Source organism: Micromonospora sp. NBC_00362 (assembly GCF_026342155.1).
Lineage (GTDB): Bacteria > Actinomycetota > Actinomycetes > Mycobacteriales > Micromonosporaceae > Micromonospora > Micromonospora hortensis.
Genome location: NZ_JAPENH010000001.1, coordinates 3,368,495 through 3,383,141 on the forward strand (window position 1 = coordinate 3,368,495; position 14,647 = coordinate 3,383,141).

The following is a 14,647-nucleotide window of genomic DNA, read 5'->3' on the forward strand; positions in this document are numbered from 1 at the left end:
ATGCCGTAAACGAGTCGATCCCATCGCTCCCTATGCTTCCCTATTCGGGTAGCGTAGGGAGCGATGACGGAAGAAGTGTACTCAGTTGAGCAGGTGGCCGACCGGCTCAACCTGCATGTGCGCACCGTGCGCGGCTACATCCGCTCGGGCCGGCTGCGCGGGGTGCGGATCGGCAAGCAGTACCGGATCGCCGCCAGCGATCTCGACGCGCTGACCGGCCAGGCCCCGACCACGCCCGGCGTCGCCAGACAGGCGGAGGTGTCGAGCATCGTCCAGATCGACGGTGTCGACAGGGCCGCCGCCGACCGGCTCGGCACGCTCGTGCTCACCAGCGCCAACACCGGCCACGACCAGGCCAACCCGCTGCGGGTGCAGACCGTGCACGACGAGCAGCGCCACCGCCTGAAGATCATCATCCTGGGTGACCCGGCCGCCACCGCCGAGTTGCTGCACCTGCTCGACGCCGTGCTCAACGCCGACAACGGCCTGCTCGACCGGGAGGTTCACGATGCCTGACGAGATCCAGGAACGGGCCGGAGTGCCGGTGCTGGTCTGCGACCCGGCGGGGCCGCCGGTGGCCACCGAGCAGGACGCGCTGGACCTGATCGGGGCGGCGTTCCTCGGCGCCCAGGTGGTGGCCGTGCCGGCCAACCGACTCGACGCGCGCTTCTTCACGCTGGGCACCCGCTTCGCCGGTGACGTGATGCAGAAGTTCGTCAACTACCGGGTGCGGCTGGCCGTCGTCGGCGACATCTCGGCGCAGCTCGCGGAGAGTTCAGCGTTGCGCGCCCTGGTGCACGAGTCGAACCAGGGCGGGCAGATCTGGTTCGTCCCCGACCTCGACGCGCTCGACGCACGCCTCCGCGGCGCCCGATAGCCACCTCACCTCTCGGGCACGACCGCCATCTGCACCGCGTCCGGCTCCACTCCCCGGGCCCGAGCCTGCTCGGCCGCCCACCGCAGGTAGGCCAGCCACTGCTCGGACGACCAGCCGTTGCGCCGACCGACACCCGCCTCGGCAGGGAGCAGGCCGGCCACGACACGGTCGAGGATCAGGGGCTGCACGCCGCCCACCCCTCGCCGGTAGCCGACGAAGTAGAGGACCTTCGTGAACAGGCCCGGCCCCAACCAGGGCAGGCGAGCGTGATCGGGGTCGCGGAAGCGGCGGTACGCCGTACACAGCGCGGCCTCGTCGGGCGCTGGCGTGGACACCTCTTCCAGCGCGTACGCCAGGCGTTTGCCGTCGGGATCGGCGTCGAGCGACCTGGCGGCGCGCCACGGGCCGTACCCGATGGGTCCGTAGGCCCAGACCAGCACTGCCGTCAGTAGTTGACGTGGGCTCGCGGACCCCGCCCGGTACGCGTCGGCCACCGCGAAGACGTCGCGCCGCCAGATCACGCCGGTTACCGGAAGGCCCTCGGGCCATGCCTGCGGCGGTAGCCCCGCCCGCCAGCGGTCGACGTTCACTGTGACTGGGGTCCGCTCCCCCGGTAACACCACACCTTCGGTCGTCTGCATGGTCGCCTCCCTCAGATCGCGCGCTCGCGGAACCCTGCGATTCGGACGCTATGGTCGGGTGCTTCCCCCTGCCGCCCGCCGACGGCAAATCGCGGTATCGATTGCAGGTGCGCCTTTCTTGCGGGCAGCCAGCATCCGGCGGGGTCGAGAAACGTCGCACTGCTGACCTACGGTGCTCCCGTGCTTCCCCGAAACGTGAAAATCATCGATCAGGTCCGCGCCGGGGCGCTGCGCCGCGGCATCCCCGCCGCCGACGTGGAGCGCTGGCTGGGGCTCGCCCGCCCGTCCGCCTTCCTGACGCAGAGGGGTGACGGGCCGGTAGTGGGCGCCATCCGTGGGCCGGTGATGCTTCCGGCCGACGCCGAGGACCCCGAGTACCCCTTGATCGCCACCATCGACTGCGCTGCCCTTCCGGCAGACGTGACCGACCTTCCACTGCCGTCCGACGGCCAACTGCTGCTGTTCGGCTGGCCCGAGGAAAGTGGCTGGGGCGAGGTCAGGTACGTGCCGGCAGGCGTGGCGGTCGAGGAACGGGAGCAGTACCCGCCGGGCTTCCCACCGGACGACGAGGAGTTCGCCGAGGTCTACGCGGAGATCCCGCAGGGCGATCTGCACCTCACTGTCGACATCTCGCTGCCCTACGTCAAGACGATCCCGGGGCCCCCGTGGTCTCCGCCGCTGCCGGGAGATCCCCCGTTCGAAGAGCTGACCGACGTGTGGAAGGACGTCCTGGGCAAGGTGCCCGACGGCCCGTTCTCCTATGAAGACGGGACGACGCCGCTGCTGTTGGGCGGCTACGGCACTGACTGCAACGGTTTCAACCCCGCGTGGTTGGGCGCCAACCCCTCGGGCCGCTCCGGCGACGACGGGTCGGGGCGCGATGGTGGGACACCCGACCCTGGTGACTGGGTTGTGCTGGCCGAGTTCCACGGCGGCAGACAGGGCGGCGCGAGCATCCACTGGGTGATCCAGCGTGCGGACCTGAAGGAGCGCCGCTTCGACCAGGCCAGCGTCCTCGTCTACTGGAACCCGTGAAGCCGGACGAGCACTGGGTCCACCGTCCTACCCGACCGAGTGGGTCACCACCGCCGTGTAGGTGCCGGCGACCCGCTCGACCGGCAGGGCCACCCGCAGTGACGGATTCCACGACACCACGTTCGGGCCGGTGCCGGACCAGCCCGCGGCGACCTGCGACGCGGGCAGGCCGATCCCCGGCTGCGGGATGAAGACGCCGTTGCCGCTGCTGGCGGTGGCCGGCCCGGACGAGTAACTGACCAGGCCCCGACCGATGATCGCGGTGTCGGCATCGGTGGTGAAGTCGGTGACGGTCACCGTCGCCTGCCACGACCCGGCCGCCGGTCCGCGGTCGTCGGTCACGGTGACGGTGCCGAGCTGGCCGGAGAAGTCACCGTCTCCCGCTGAGATCGTCCCGAGCGCCGACTGTTCGGGCACGCTGATGGTGAGCCCGACGAGGGCCTCGATCTGCACGGTGACGGCCTGGGTGGCGGAGAGCCCGCTGGCGTCGGTGACCCGCACCGTGAACGGGTAGCTGCCCGGGGTGGTCGGGGTGCCGGCCAGCAGCCCGGTGGTCGGGCCGAGGGTCAACCCCGGCGGGAGCGTCCCGGCGCTCACCGTCCAGGCGTAGGGCGCGGTGCCGCCGGTCACTACCAACTGCACGCTGTACGCGATGGTCTCCTGCCCTCTTGGCGGGGCCGGGAACGACAGGCTCGGTGGGGCGTTCACCCGGACCGGCGCGGAGGCCGCCGAGGCCGGGCCGGTACCGACGACGTTCGTCGCCGCCACCGTGAAGGTGTAGGTGGTGCCCGGGGTGAGCCCGGTCACCGTTCGGGTGGTGGCGGTGCCGTCGAAGGTGCGCGCGCTCTGCGCCTGACCGTTGACGTACGGGGTGACCGTGTAGGACACGATCGGGCTGCCGACGTAGTCGGGAGCGGTCCAGCTCAGTGTGGCCGAACCCGATCCGGCGTTGGCCGCCGTGATGCTGATCGCGGGCGGCAGCAGCCGGATGCCCTGGTCGATGTCGTTCAGGTTGGCCCCGGTGCCGAGGGTCAGCGGTGCAGTGCTGCCGGTGCTCGGGTCGCCGTCGGAGTCGACGGCGCTGTTGGTGCCCTGCGACCGCTGCGAGAAGCGTTGGTCGGCCCGCAGCGCGGCCGGGGAGAAGGTCACCGTGTAGCTGCCGGCCCGCAGCCCGGTGAAGGCGTACGTGCCGTCGGTCGCTGTGGTCGTCGAGCGGGTGACCGACGCGCCTTGGTCGTTGGTGCCCGACAGGGTGACCGGGAAGCCCGACACGGCCGGTTCACCAGCCTGGCGGATGCCGTCCGCGCTCACGTCGTTCCAGGTCCGACCGCTGATGCCGGAGGAGACCACTGTGACCTGGGTGATCTCGGTGGTCGGCAACGCCACCGGCGTCGTCGTGCCACTGGGGGTGTAACTGCCGGTGCTGGTGTTCACGTACCGGTCCCCGCTCGCGTTACCGCTCGGGGTGAGGGTGATCCGCACCGAGTCGACGGCCGCGTTCGCCAGGTTGCTGACCACGATGCGCAGCGCTGTGGTGTCCGGCCCGCAGGTCGGGGTGTAGTCGCCGGGGTTGGGGGTGATGGTGCCGTGCGCCCGGTTGGTGCACTGGACCTGCACGCCGGCCGGCGCGGCGCTGCCCGTGTAGGCGAGGGTTCCGGTGAACGCGGAGCGGCCGTCCCCGTTGTACGGCAGCTCGGTCAACAGCACCAGCGAGGGCACTGTCAGCCCACTGATGTTTCGGTACGCCAGCGTGAAGTTGATCGGATCGCCGGCGGTGACCTGCGGGGTGGAGGTCGACTCCGAGAGGGCGAACTGGGTCTGGTTGCGTACCGCGATGGTGTTGCTGGTGGTGCGGCGGGCGAGGTCGATGGCGACGGCCGCGTCCGAGCTGATCACCGCGAGGTTGGTCGCTGCGGTGTTGTCCGAGGCGATGCGCAGCGCGACGGCCTGGAACGTGATCGCCGGGATCGTGACGCCGGGGGTGGTCGCACCGAGTTTGAGCAGGAGCCTCGGCCCGGTCTCGCCGCTGTCGCCGGTGCACGGGATGCCGTCCGCGCCGTGCTGCGCGGCGGTCAGCTCCACGGCCAGCGTGGCGGCGCCGGAGACGTAGCGGGCGCTGCCGGCGACGTAGCTCATGCAGGCGGGAAGGGTGTCGGTGATGGTCACCCCGCCGACCGGAGAGGTGGCCGACGTCGCCCGGGTGACGGTGGGCGTCAGGGTGTAGGTGACTGTGCTGCCGGCGGCCAGGAACTGTTGGCCGACCGGCAGTCCGTTCGACTGGGTCACCCGCAGCACACCGTCGGTCAGGGTCAGCCGGTTCCCGGTGTACGAGGGGTTGTTGGTCACCCGGTTGTAGTAGGAGGGTCCCCAGGTTTCGGCACCGCCGAGGCGTCCGCTGTCGAAGTTGGCGATGATCGTGCCGGTCGGGTTGGGCTGGACCTGGAACTGCGGGTGGAAGTAACTCACCTCGCCGTTGCCGATGGTCCAGGTGGCTGTGAAGCGGACGGCGTTGACCACTGCGGCGCCGCCGGCGGCTTCGATCGAGCCGTACCAGCTTCCGGTGGCGCAGGAGGTGGTCCGCCGGGCGTTGTCGTCGGGCAGGTTCAGCACGCCGTACTCGACGAGGTATTCGCTGGCGGCGACGACAGTGTTGTTGCGGTACGCCCGCCCGGCCCCGACGATGCGGGTTTCGGCGGGGTTCCACTTGTCGCAGATCGCGGCGCCGACAAGGGCCGGTCCGCTGGTGGAGTAGAGCTGGAGCCGGTCGTAGTAGGTCTGCCCGGGTGAGGCGATCCCGTCGCCAGCGGTCCCGTTCGTCGCGTTGCCGGCGGGAAGCCCAGCGGGGGTGTCGGTGGTCCAGAAGTACCCGTTGTATCCGGCCGATCGGGGTCCGAAGGTCGTCGAGAAGCAGTTGTCGTTCGCTCGGGTGGCGTTGGCCGCGACGTAGGTGCAGGTGGCGGCGGCGGGCTCACCGCCCGGTTCGTACCCGGCGCCGAAGTTGGACTGCCCGGTGACGCTTGTCGGGTCGAAGCCCCGGTACTGGATGGTGGACTGGATCGTCGAGGTGCTGTCGCCGCTGGGCACGAAGACGGTGAAGGTGCCGGAGGCCAGGTAGCTGAGCGTGCTCGGCAGGGTGTTGCCCTGGGCACCGAAGGTCGGGCTGGTCCGCCCGGCGAGGTCGGCGCCGGTGATCGTGATCGACACGGTGCGTCCGGTCTGGGTGCACCCGACGGTGCCGGAGTTGACCACCGAGTTCGACGCGGTGGCGTTGGCGACGATCCCGATCCGGCCGTACGGCACGCCGTATCCGCCGTTGCTGACCGGGGCGCAGGAGTCGGCGACGAGGACCGCGTTGGCGGAGATCGTGCTCAGGTCGGCGGTGAACGTCAGTGGCGCGGTCACCAACTCGGTGCCCTTGGCGGTGGTCGGCACTGTCACCACGAAGCTGAACGCGTACCCGCTGCCGCTGGCCCCGCCGACCGACGCGGGCGTCGGGGTGCCGAAGAGGTTGGCCTGCAGGTTGAGCTGGGGAAGAGCGACCACTGTGGTGCTCCGGGTGCCGCCGTTGAGGGCGCCGCCGTTGGCGGTGAGCGAAGCCCCGATGGTCGTCCCGTTCGGCACGCTGCCGCCGATGGTGACGCTGATCGGGACGGTGCCCGCGCCCGTCGCGTCCACGGCGACGGCGCAGGTCAGCGTCTGCCCGTCGGTGCTGAGGTTGCCGCCGCCCGGGCCGGTGCACTGGGCCAGGTTCGACGTGTCGAAGCGGACCAGCGACGGGGCGGTCAGCGTCTGCACGAAGGTGACCGACCCCGCGCCGGCACCATCGGACGAGTACCCCCAGCCGTAGGTCAGCACGTCCTTGGTGCGTACCCGCCCGTTGTTCGCACCGCTGTCCAGGCTGTCGAAGGGCGCGGCGCCGTCGGAGATGACGGTGAGCGCGACCTGGTTGACGGCGGCTTGGGCCGGCGCGGGCGCGACAACTGTGGTGGTGACCAGGCAGGCGACCAGCACCGAGGCCGCGAAGCCGAACCACCACGACCGGGACCTGCGAATCGGAGACATGAAAGTGAGCAGCCCATTGTTCGAGCGACCATTGTTGGTCTGCGGATTACCGCCCCCACTAAACCATCCGGATGCGACATTCGGCTCTATAACGGACAAACGGCATGGCCGCCCCGATGCTGCCAGGGCGACCACACCGGAGGAACGTCGTTACGGCAGGGCGCAGATGGCGTACGCCGTGTCGGACCAGTTCCCGGCGAACGCGTCCTCCTCGTACGCGCCGGACGCGGCGGAGGTCGGCGCGGTCGCGGGGCCACCGTTGGGGCGGAAGTCGTCCACGATGCCCTCGCCGGTCACCCCGTTCAGCTCGTAGCCGGCACCGGTCAGCACCTTCCCGACCGGGCAGGTCGCGGTGACGCTGCGGAAGTCGAGGGAGTTGCTGGCCCCCACGGCCGAGGTGCGCACCAGGCCCGCGAGGGGGTTGGCGCAGATCGCGTACGCGGTGGCGGACCAGTTCAGGGCCGTGGCGTCCGACTCGTACGCGCCGACGGTGACAGCTGTCGGTGCCGTGGCGACGCCACCGTTGGGCCGGAAGTCGTCGACGACACCTTCACCGGTGACGCCGTTCAGCTCGTAGCCCGTGCCGGTCAGGACCTTCCCGACCGGGCACGTCGCCGTGACGCTGCGGTAGTCGGTCGAGTTGCTGACGCTGGTGGTGGCCACCCGGACCAGGCCGGGCAGCGGGTTGGCGCAGATCGCGTACGCCGTCACCGACCAGTTGCCCGCGAACGCCTCGGTCTCGTAGGCGCCGACGGTGACAGCTGTCGGTGCCGTGGCGACGCCACCGTTGGGGCGCAGGTCGTCGACGATGCCCTCGCCGGTGACGCCGTTGAGTTCGTAGCCGGTGCCGGTGAGCACCTTCCCGACCGGACAGGTCGCCGTGACGCTGTGGTAGTCGGTCGAGTTGTTGACGCTGGTCGCGGCGACCCGCACCAGACCGGGGACCGCGGCGGACGCCGGGCTCGCCGGGACGAGCACCGCTCCGGTGGCGACAAGACCGAGCACGAGTACGGAGGCGCGGGCGCCGTAACGCCGGCCCTTGTTCTGAGCATGCATGTGTTTCTCCCGTCTGAGGCCGACGGGGCGGCAGGTGCGACGCCGACGTCGAGGCCGTTCGTGATGACGGGTTCACGCTAGGTAGCAGCGTGACCAGGCATTATCTCCAAGCCGACTACGTCGCGTAACGGACTGGACCTGCGTTCGACGTCTCTGGACTGACGGACGATGCGCAGGCATCGATGCTTGTGCATACCATTCGGTCATGCCTGCTCGCCGTGTCGCCGCCACCATCGCCCTCGCCGCGCTGGCGAGCCTGCTCGCCGTCAACGCCGCCCGCGCCGACGGGCCGGCGATCAGCACCCCGGGCACCCCCACTGTGGTGGCAAACGAACCACATCAGCTCACCCTCAGCTGGACGCCTTCCGCCTGGGTCGAGCCCGGCGCCGAGCAGCCGATCAACTACGAGGTGCAGGTGCCGCTGGGCCCGAACACGTACCGCTTCCTCGGCTCCACGACCGACACCACGATCACGCTGACTGATCTCGCACCCGGCACGACGTACCGGATCGCGGTTGCCGCCCGTGCGCTCGGCGGCTACTCCGACACCTCGCCCACCACCACAGTGCGCACCGCGTCCGGTCAGGCGACGGTCAGCTACCTCAACCTGGACTGGTCGCCCACCAACAACCAGATCCAGCACCTCCTGAAGGTGACAAACACCGGCACCGGGCCGCTCGACCTGAGCACGGTGCGGGTGCGCTACCACCTGCGCTTCGAGGGCGCCAACACCTCGCTGGTGCCGAACTGCGACTGGGCAGCACTGGGCTGCGATCGGATCCGGCAGACCGTGCAGTTCTTCATCCCGCCGGGCGGGCCGCCCAGCGGGATGACGACGCCAGCGCCGCCGGGTTACCCGATCCCGGGAACGCCGGTCCCCGGCTGGGTGGAGCTGACCTTCACCGACGGCACGCTCGCGCCGGGAAAGTCGACCGGGCCGATCCAACTGCGGCACCATCGGCACAGCTGGAGCAGTATCGACGAACGCGATGACCCGAGCTGGCTCGCCGCCACCGGCCAGTGGACCGAGAACGACCGGATCACGCTGGACGTCGACGGGGTACGCGAGTACGGCGACACCATCAGTTGACGCACCAACGGCACCGCGTCCTCTGACTGTCGAACGCCTCAGCCCGTGCCTTGACCGGTCACCTTACGATCCGCTCATGCGACGCGAGGAGATAGACGGAGTTACTGTCATCCACCGCGATGTGCCTGGCACCTTGGCCGCGTCGCTGACGTTTGGGTGCGGTGCCCGCGACGAAGAGATCGACTCCATCGGCCTGACCCATCTCGTGCAGCACCTGGTGGACTGGACGGAGGATCACGTCGCGGAGAAGCACGAGGACAACGTGTGGATGAACGACACGTCATTCCTCGCAGGCGGCCCACCGGATCAGGTAGCGGAGCATCTCGCCACCATCTGCTCGGCCATCAGCAATCTTCCGCCCGAGGATCTGTCAGACGCGGTCGCGGACCTCAATGCGGACAGCCGGTACGTCTCGAACATCGAAGATGGTCTGCGCGACCCGTGGGGAGCGCTGCTGTCGCGGCGTTTCGGGCCGAGCGGATACGGCCTGTCGCGCTGGCCCGCAGTGGACTACAAGCTCTTCACGGCGGACGAGATCCGACGGCATGTCGAAAGGTTCTTCACCAGCGGCAACGCGGTACTCACCCTGACGGGCGAACCGCCTCAGGCGATGCGACTGCCATTGCCCGCCGGGCCGCGAGTCACCCGCAGCACGCCACTCGTCAACAACCACATGGGGCCGATCTGGTACGCCGACGAGGTCCGCGGCGTCGCGCTGACGGTCGGTGTCGAACCCAGCGCGGAAGCTGTCGATCTGATGTGGGCACTGCGGTCGCGAGTCGCTGAGGCAGTAGACGAGGCCGGGGTCGCCACCGGTGCGGAATTCATGTGCGAGGTCGTCGACGGTACGCGGCACGAGCTCGGGTTGAGGGTCACACCAGACTTCGGCAGGAAGGGCAAGAATTTCGACGCCACCGTGGCGGCGGAGCTGCTCTGGGCCGAGCTGCAACGGCTTGCCGCCGATGGAATCGATCGAGTGGAGATCGCCGACCGGGTGCCAACGCAGCGCATGGCCATTGAGGGCGACAACGAATGGATGCAGTCGATCAACGAGCTGCAATCCTTTGCCCACCAGGAGCTGCTCGGCACGGCTGAGATCTACGGCTCGGAATCACTCAGCGAGCTGACTGGGCTTACTCCGGACGCGACACGGGACATGGTGTCGGGCTGGCTCTCAAGCGCCATGATCGTCGTGCCGTACGGGTCGAAACCCGACCTTCCTCGCGCCACCGAGGATTCCTGCCCGACCACCCGCTTCGTGCCCGCAGGTGAGGTCGTCAGGCCGCCGTTCTCCAAGCGGCTCCGCAACAAGGGCAAGCTGGTCATCGGCATCGACGCGATTTCCACAGTGGATGACGACGGGAACGTGCACACCGTCCCGCTGTCCCAGGCACTCGTGGTCGAGCGGTCTGGTGTCATCCGGCTCGCCCACCTCGGCCACGGCTGCGTCACCACGATCTCGGACTTCGCTGACGCTGCCGACAAGCTCCGGGCCATCCTGCCGCCGCGGCGTTTCCGCCAGGCCGTCAAGCAGCTCAGTTGAGGCCTTTGGGCAGGTGGATGCGTGCGGCGGGGATGCCGAGTGCGCACAGCCGTGGCCGCGCGTCGGCCAGCATCGCGGATGGGCCGCAGAGGTAGATGTCCTGACCGGGCCGGTGGTGTCCGAGGGCGATGGTCAGGGCGTCGCCCTGCTCGGCCGGCTCCGCGCAGGGGTCGTCGGAGAGCGCCGGCACGATGGTCAGCCAGTCGTGGGCGCATTGCAGCTTGTCGAGGGCGATCGCGTCGTACAGGTCGGTGAAGGTGCGTGCGCCGACGATCAGCGTCACCCGCCGACCGTCCGATGCGGCGGCGACCTGCTCGACCAGTGCGCGCAGCGGCGCCAGGCCGGTACCACCGGCGACGAGCAGCAGATCGTTTGTGCTCGCCGGGTCGAGGCTCAGCCCGGTGTCGACGGGTGGGCCGAGCCAGAGCAGCCCGCCGGGGCGTACCTCATGGACCAGATGGTGGGAGACGGTGCCGGCGGGTACGGCGCGGACGTGCAGCTCGACGGTGCCGTCCGCGCGTGGGGCGTTGGCCGGTGAGAGCCAGCGCCAGTGCCCGGGCAGGCGCGGCGTGCAGACCGGCACGGCCTGACCTGGTTGGAAGGGCAGGCGCCGCCATGGACGTACCGTCAGGATGGTGATGTCGGGCGACGGCCGGTCATGGCCGATCACCTCGACGTGCCACCAGGCCCGGCCGTCCCCGGCCTGCGCGGCGGCGCGGCGGATGGCGCGCGTGGCGGGGCACAGGGCGCGCTCGGCGGCGATGGTGAGCTGCGGCGTCCACAGGGCGCGCGCGTGGCGGGCAACGGTCGCGACCAGCGCGTCGCCGATGGTGGTGGCGTGCGGGAGCAGGTCGAAGTGACGGTACGCGTGGCCGAGCACCCGGAGCAGCGCCGCCCGGTTCGCCGGGTCGTCGCCGCCGACCAGGAGGCGGCCCAACGCGGTGAAGAACAGCGGCGCGTCACGCTGTGGGAGCAGCCCGGATCGGCGGTCTTCGAGGGTGCACCAGAAGTCGCCGGCGGCCCGCGCGTCGACCGACTCCCAGGCGGCGGCCAGGCTCCCGCTGGCCGGGTGGTCGTCTTTCACCTCGGGCATGCGGGCTCCAAGTCGTTGATTCATGGGCTGGCACCGGGGCGGGCGGGGAGGAACTGCGCCGTTGAGGGCCGGCGCAACTCCGGGACAAGGCACCCGCCCCGGGCCATGCGTCGACTGTCGCGTCTGACCAGGCACAACGGCATGTCACGGTGATCGTTGACGGCATACGTGATCGGTATGCGGCCGACGTCGCGACAGTCGAATCGGGCAGACTGCGGGCATGACGGAACGTCCGGTGCTGCATCTGGTCGTCTGCGCCGCGGGTCCGGCGGAACACATCGACGAGCTGGTCGACCTCCTGATCGCCGACGGGTGGCAGGTGTGCATGATCGTCAGCCCGACCGCCGCGCCGTGGCTCGACCGGGCGGCGTTGCAAGACAAGACCGGCTATCTCGTACGCGTCGAGTGGCGGATGCCCGGCGACCCGGAGCCGCACCCGCCAGCTGATGTGGTGGTGGCCGCCCCGGTCACGTTCAACACGGTGACGAAGTGGGCGCTGGGCATCAACGACACCCTGGCGCTCGGCGTCCTCAACGAGTCGCTGGGCGCGGGGCTGCCGATCATCGCGTTTCCGCACACCAAGGCTGAGTTGGCCGCTCATCCGGCGTACGCGGGTCACCTGGCGGTGCTGCGCGCTGCCGGCGTGGTCGTGGCGGACGGTAAGCCGCTGGAGTCGGTGAACGGGCCGGGGCGTTGGAGCGTCGTTGTCGAGGCGCTCCGGGCGGCGGTCGGCTTGAACGGCAACGATGTCACCAACGATGAATCCCACGCGCGCCTCTCGAACTCGCCCCACGCGACTGGCCCCTAACCGCAGCCTCGCCCGACGCCGAGAACATAGGCACGCCTCGACATTCTCGACGGGCGGTTCAGCCCTATGGAGATCGATCTGCGCTGAAGGTCGGAGGCAAGAGCTGTTCCGGTTTGGGGCAGTCACCCACTCGCCGCGGTTACTCGCCGCCGTTCGCGTCGCGTGGCTTTGGCAGCTGCCGATTGAAGCGCGGCTTGAGGGCGACGACCAGGGCATCCTTCGTACCCTCCGGGCTATCGGTCTCCTACCAGCGGATCTTGCGCCGACCCAGCCAGTCGGCGATGTCGGCGGCCGACGCCGCGTTGTCCGGGGTGTCGAGGAGCAGTCCGACCTGGTCGTGCAGCACCGACGAGTCGCGGTTGCCGGTCAGGTGCTGCCGGAGGCGATCCCGCAGACCCCGCCTGGTCCGGCCGACGTAGATGACCACGCCGCCGTCGAGGACCACGTGCACGCCGGGGGCGCGGGGAGCGCCGGCGACGGCCTCCATGGTGTACGGCTGGGGAACCGTGAAGCCTGCTAACAGGTCGTCGTGCGCGGTGTCGGGCATCCCCCGGACGCTACCGGTGTGGGCCCTCATCCATGGCCCCGCACGGGCCGTCGTGGTCGTCGCGGCGCCGGCAGCGGTCGGCTCCATCGAGCTTGGCGTCGCACCAGATTCGGGTACGCAGGAACTGCTGATCCTCCTCGCTCAGGGTGGTCTCGCCGAAGTCGATGGCTGTGACGTGACCGAGCGAGTCGCGTAGGGCCACGGCGAGGGTGGTGGCCTCGTCGAGGCTGGTCAGGGTGGTGGGAAGGTGGATGATCCAGCGGGGTGCGGTCATCGCTGCCACCGGCTGTTCGGTGGACCTGGATCTGTGTGGCGGCAGCCGGTGTGCCTGGACTGCCAGTGCCGCAGCGCCTGGCGGATGCGTTCGGCCTCGGTGTTTGCCGTGGTCAGCTCGCGGTGGAGACGTTCGAGTTCGTCGGCCACCCGGTTGAGGTAGTCGTGCACCTGGGCGGGGTCGAGGCCGCGCCAGCGCGTGTCGAAGGAGGCGATGCGGGCGTGGTGCGGGTGCAGACGCCCCCCGGTCACGTAGATCATCGCTGCGGCGCCTCCTGCTCGGCGATCAGCGCGGATCTGCGGTCCGGTGAGGCCGCGTGGGTTGAGGATTCGGCGGCCCCAACGGTGCAGCCGGCAGGGGTGGGGTGCGCGGTCGTTGCGACACCGCTGACCGTCGGACCATTGCTCGGCGGCGTGCACGGTGATCGCCTTAACGGCGAAGGTGATGTCTTCGGCGGTGACGTACAGCGGTAGGGGCAGTTCGCCGAGGATCTCGTCGATCGAGTCCATGGCCCTCCTCGATCGGTGGTTGCGGCACCGAGGCGGGCGGGGTCGGACGGTACGACCGCGCGTCCGTACCGATCGGAGCCCAGCACCCACCCCGGGCCTGCTGATGCGCTGCGATCGGCGCCGCAACCGTTCTTACTCCTGCAAGCGCGCCGATGGACACGGCGTGCTTGCTTCGCGTGCCGGGGCGGCGACGCCGCGCCACCCCGGCACTGATCGGGCATCGGTGCCCGGACGAGCCGTTCTGGTGCCAACCCGATCGACTCAAAGGCAACCTATGTCACTAGGCGCTATAGGTCAACTATGAGGACGAGGTGAGAGGATCGGAGTCAGGTGCCAGCCCGAAAGGATCTACGTGTCCCCGATCCCGCTCAGCTATACCGACATCGCCGCCGACATCGCCTCCAGGATCAAGGCCGGCGAGTACGAGCCAGGGGCGAAGCTGCCCTCGTACTCGCAGCTCGCCGACCTCTACTCCGTCTCGTTCTCTACGGCGGCGCGGGCGGTCGCGCTGCTACGAGACCGCGGGACCGTCATCGGCGCCCCTGGCCGTGGCGTCTTCGTCGCCGACCGCGCCGGCAGACAGTCAGGAGACTGAGCGAGAGGCGTGTTCGAGACCGTGGCCGATCATCCGCCTCGAACGGCCGCTGCCCGATCGAAGGCGCGGGAGCACCTCGTGAAGCACCCCGGCGACCCAGTTAGGGATCCCGGCCGGGCCACCGCCGCCCGACCGGGCGTCGAGCAGGAGACGGCCGCCATGGCAGTGGAGATTCTCGCCCGCAACCAACTTGCCGACTACAAGCAGTTGACGCAACGTGCATATGGCCCGACGCGTGCGTTGGAAGGCGATGTTGCTGCCGGACAGGTCGGTGATCGACACCGCCAAGGGTCGTGGCGGCTCGAATGAGCCGCGGGTCAAGCCGCTAGCAGGTCCGCGACGAAACCCAGATCGGGCGATCCCGGCGCCAGTTCCCGCCGGCATCCGCGTGCATGCTAAAAGTCGAGGAGCAACGAGCCATCCCGCTCGGCGGTCAAGCGGGCGGGTGCCGCATCGGTGGTAGCCAGGGATTGAACGGCGCCTCCATTCGGCAGAACAACTGTGTCGACTGTGAGGG

General features: G+C 69.7%; 15 protein-coding genes. 8 read left to right on the forward strand and 7 right to left on the reverse strand.

Annotated elements, in window-relative coordinates:
- The first annotated feature begins 63 nt into the window (after positions 1-63).
- Positions 64-516 carry a helix-turn-helix domain-containing protein gene (locus OG992_RS15315; RefSeq protein ID WP_266303562.1) on the forward strand — a complete coding sequence of 151 codons (453 nt, stop codon included), beginning with the start codon at positions 64-66 and terminating at the stop codon, positions 514-516.
- Positions 509-877: a DUF4180 domain-containing protein gene (locus tag OG992_RS15320; protein ID WP_238683465.1), complete on the forward strand. Its 369-nt coding sequence runs from the start codon at positions 509-511 to the stop codon at positions 875-877. Before OG992_RS15315 ends, OG992_RS15320 begins: the two co-directional genes overlap by 8 nt.
- Positions 878-882: 5 nt before the next feature.
- Here the strand turns inward: OG992_RS15320 and OG992_RS15325 are convergent, their stop codons facing one another.
- On the reverse strand, positions 883-1,518 hold the full coding sequence (locus OG992_RS15325) for a hypothetical protein (protein ID WP_238683466.1): 636 nt from the start codon (positions 1,516-1,518) through the stop codon (positions 883-885).
- 180 nt (positions 1,519-1,698) lie between these two features.
- On the opposite strand from OG992_RS15325, the gene OG992_RS15330 reads away from it, so the two are divergent.
- Complete coding sequence (locus OG992_RS15330) at positions 1,699-2,553, forward strand: hypothetical protein (RefSeq protein ID WP_266303563.1); 855 nt, start codon at positions 1,699-1,701, stop codon at positions 2,551-2,553.
- 27 nt (positions 2,554-2,580) lie between these two features.
- Here OG992_RS15330 and OG992_RS15335 read toward each other — a convergent pair whose 3' ends face one another.
- Together OG992_RS15335 and OG992_RS15340 are read right to left on the reverse strand one after the other, a co-directional pair.
- Entirely contained in the window at positions 2,581-6,615 is a 4,035-nt protein-coding gene (locus OG992_RS15335) for an SdrD B-like domain-containing protein (RefSeq protein ID WP_266303564.1), read from the reverse strand.
- A gap of 150 nt (positions 6,616-6,765) precedes the next feature.
- Positions 6,766-7,671, reverse strand: a complete 906-nt coding sequence (locus OG992_RS15340) for a hypothetical protein (RefSeq protein ID WP_266303565.1) — start codon at positions 7,669-7,671, stop codon at positions 6,766-6,768.
- A 205-nt stretch (positions 7,672-7,876) separates the two neighbouring features.
- On the opposite strand from OG992_RS15340, the gene OG992_RS15345 reads away from it, so the two are divergent.
- Both OG992_RS15345 and OG992_RS15350 read left to right on the forward strand, forming a co-directional pair.
- Positions 7,877-8,761, forward strand: coding sequence for a fibronectin type III domain-containing protein (locus OG992_RS15345; protein ID WP_266303566.1), 885 nt, complete (start codon positions 7,877-7,879; stop codon positions 8,759-8,761).
- A gap of 76 nt (positions 8,762-8,837) precedes the next feature.
- Positions 8,838-10,304 (forward strand): hypothetical protein, encoded by a 1,467-nt coding sequence (locus OG992_RS15350; RefSeq protein WP_266303567.1) that lies wholly within the window; start codon positions 8,838-8,840, stop codon positions 10,302-10,304.
- On the opposite strand, the gene OG992_RS15355 is transcribed toward OG992_RS15350, so the two are convergent.
- Entirely contained in the window at positions 10,297-11,397 is a 1,101-nt protein-coding gene (locus OG992_RS15355; RefSeq protein WP_266303568.1) for an FAD-binding oxidoreductase, read from the reverse strand. The two genes, OG992_RS15350 and OG992_RS15355, sit on opposite strands and share 8 nt — an antisense overlap.
- A 220-nt stretch (positions 11,398-11,617) precedes the next feature.
- Here OG992_RS15355 and OG992_RS15360 point away from each other — a divergent pair, with 220 nt between their 5' ends.
- Complete coding sequence (locus OG992_RS15360) at positions 11,618-12,205, forward strand: flavoprotein (protein WP_266303569.1); 588 nt, start codon at positions 11,618-11,620, stop codon at positions 12,203-12,205.
- A gap of 244 nt (positions 12,206-12,449) precedes the next feature.
- Here the strand turns inward: OG992_RS15360 and OG992_RS15365 are convergent, their stop codons facing one another.
- From OG992_RS15365 to OG992_RS33805, 3 genes are read right to left on the reverse strand one after another with little or no spacing between them, the layout of a single operon-like run.
- Entirely contained in the window at positions 12,450-12,752 is a 303-nt protein-coding gene (locus OG992_RS15365; RefSeq protein ID WP_266303570.1) for a hypothetical protein, read from the reverse strand.
- A 10-nt stretch (positions 12,753-12,762) separates the two neighbouring features.
- Positions 12,763-13,035, reverse strand: a complete 273-nt coding sequence (locus OG992_RS15370; protein ID WP_323181867.1) for a hypothetical protein — start codon at positions 13,033-13,035, stop codon at positions 12,763-12,765.
- A complete protein-coding gene (locus OG992_RS33805; protein ID WP_323181951.1) occupies positions 13,023-13,286 on the reverse strand; it encodes a DivIVA domain-containing protein in 264 nt (87 codons plus the stop codon). Before OG992_RS33805 ends, OG992_RS15370 begins: the two co-directional genes overlap by 13 nt.
- Before the next feature lie 601 nt (positions 13,287-13,887).
- Here OG992_RS33805 and OG992_RS15380 point away from each other — a divergent pair.
- Together OG992_RS15380 and OG992_RS15385 are read left to right on the forward strand one after the other, a co-directional pair.
- The gene (locus tag OG992_RS15380) at positions 13,888-14,130 is read left to right on the forward strand and encodes a winged helix-turn-helix domain-containing protein (protein ID WP_266303573.1); all 243 of its coding nucleotides are present in this window, start codon (positions 13,888-13,890) and stop codon (positions 14,128-14,130) included.
- A gap of 9 nt (positions 14,131-14,139) precedes the next feature.
- The gene (locus OG992_RS15385) at positions 14,140-14,439 is read left to right on the forward strand and encodes a hypothetical protein (RefSeq protein WP_266303574.1); all 300 of its coding nucleotides are present in this window, start codon (positions 14,140-14,142) and stop codon (positions 14,437-14,439) included.
- Positions 14,440-14,647 lie beyond the last annotated feature (208 nt).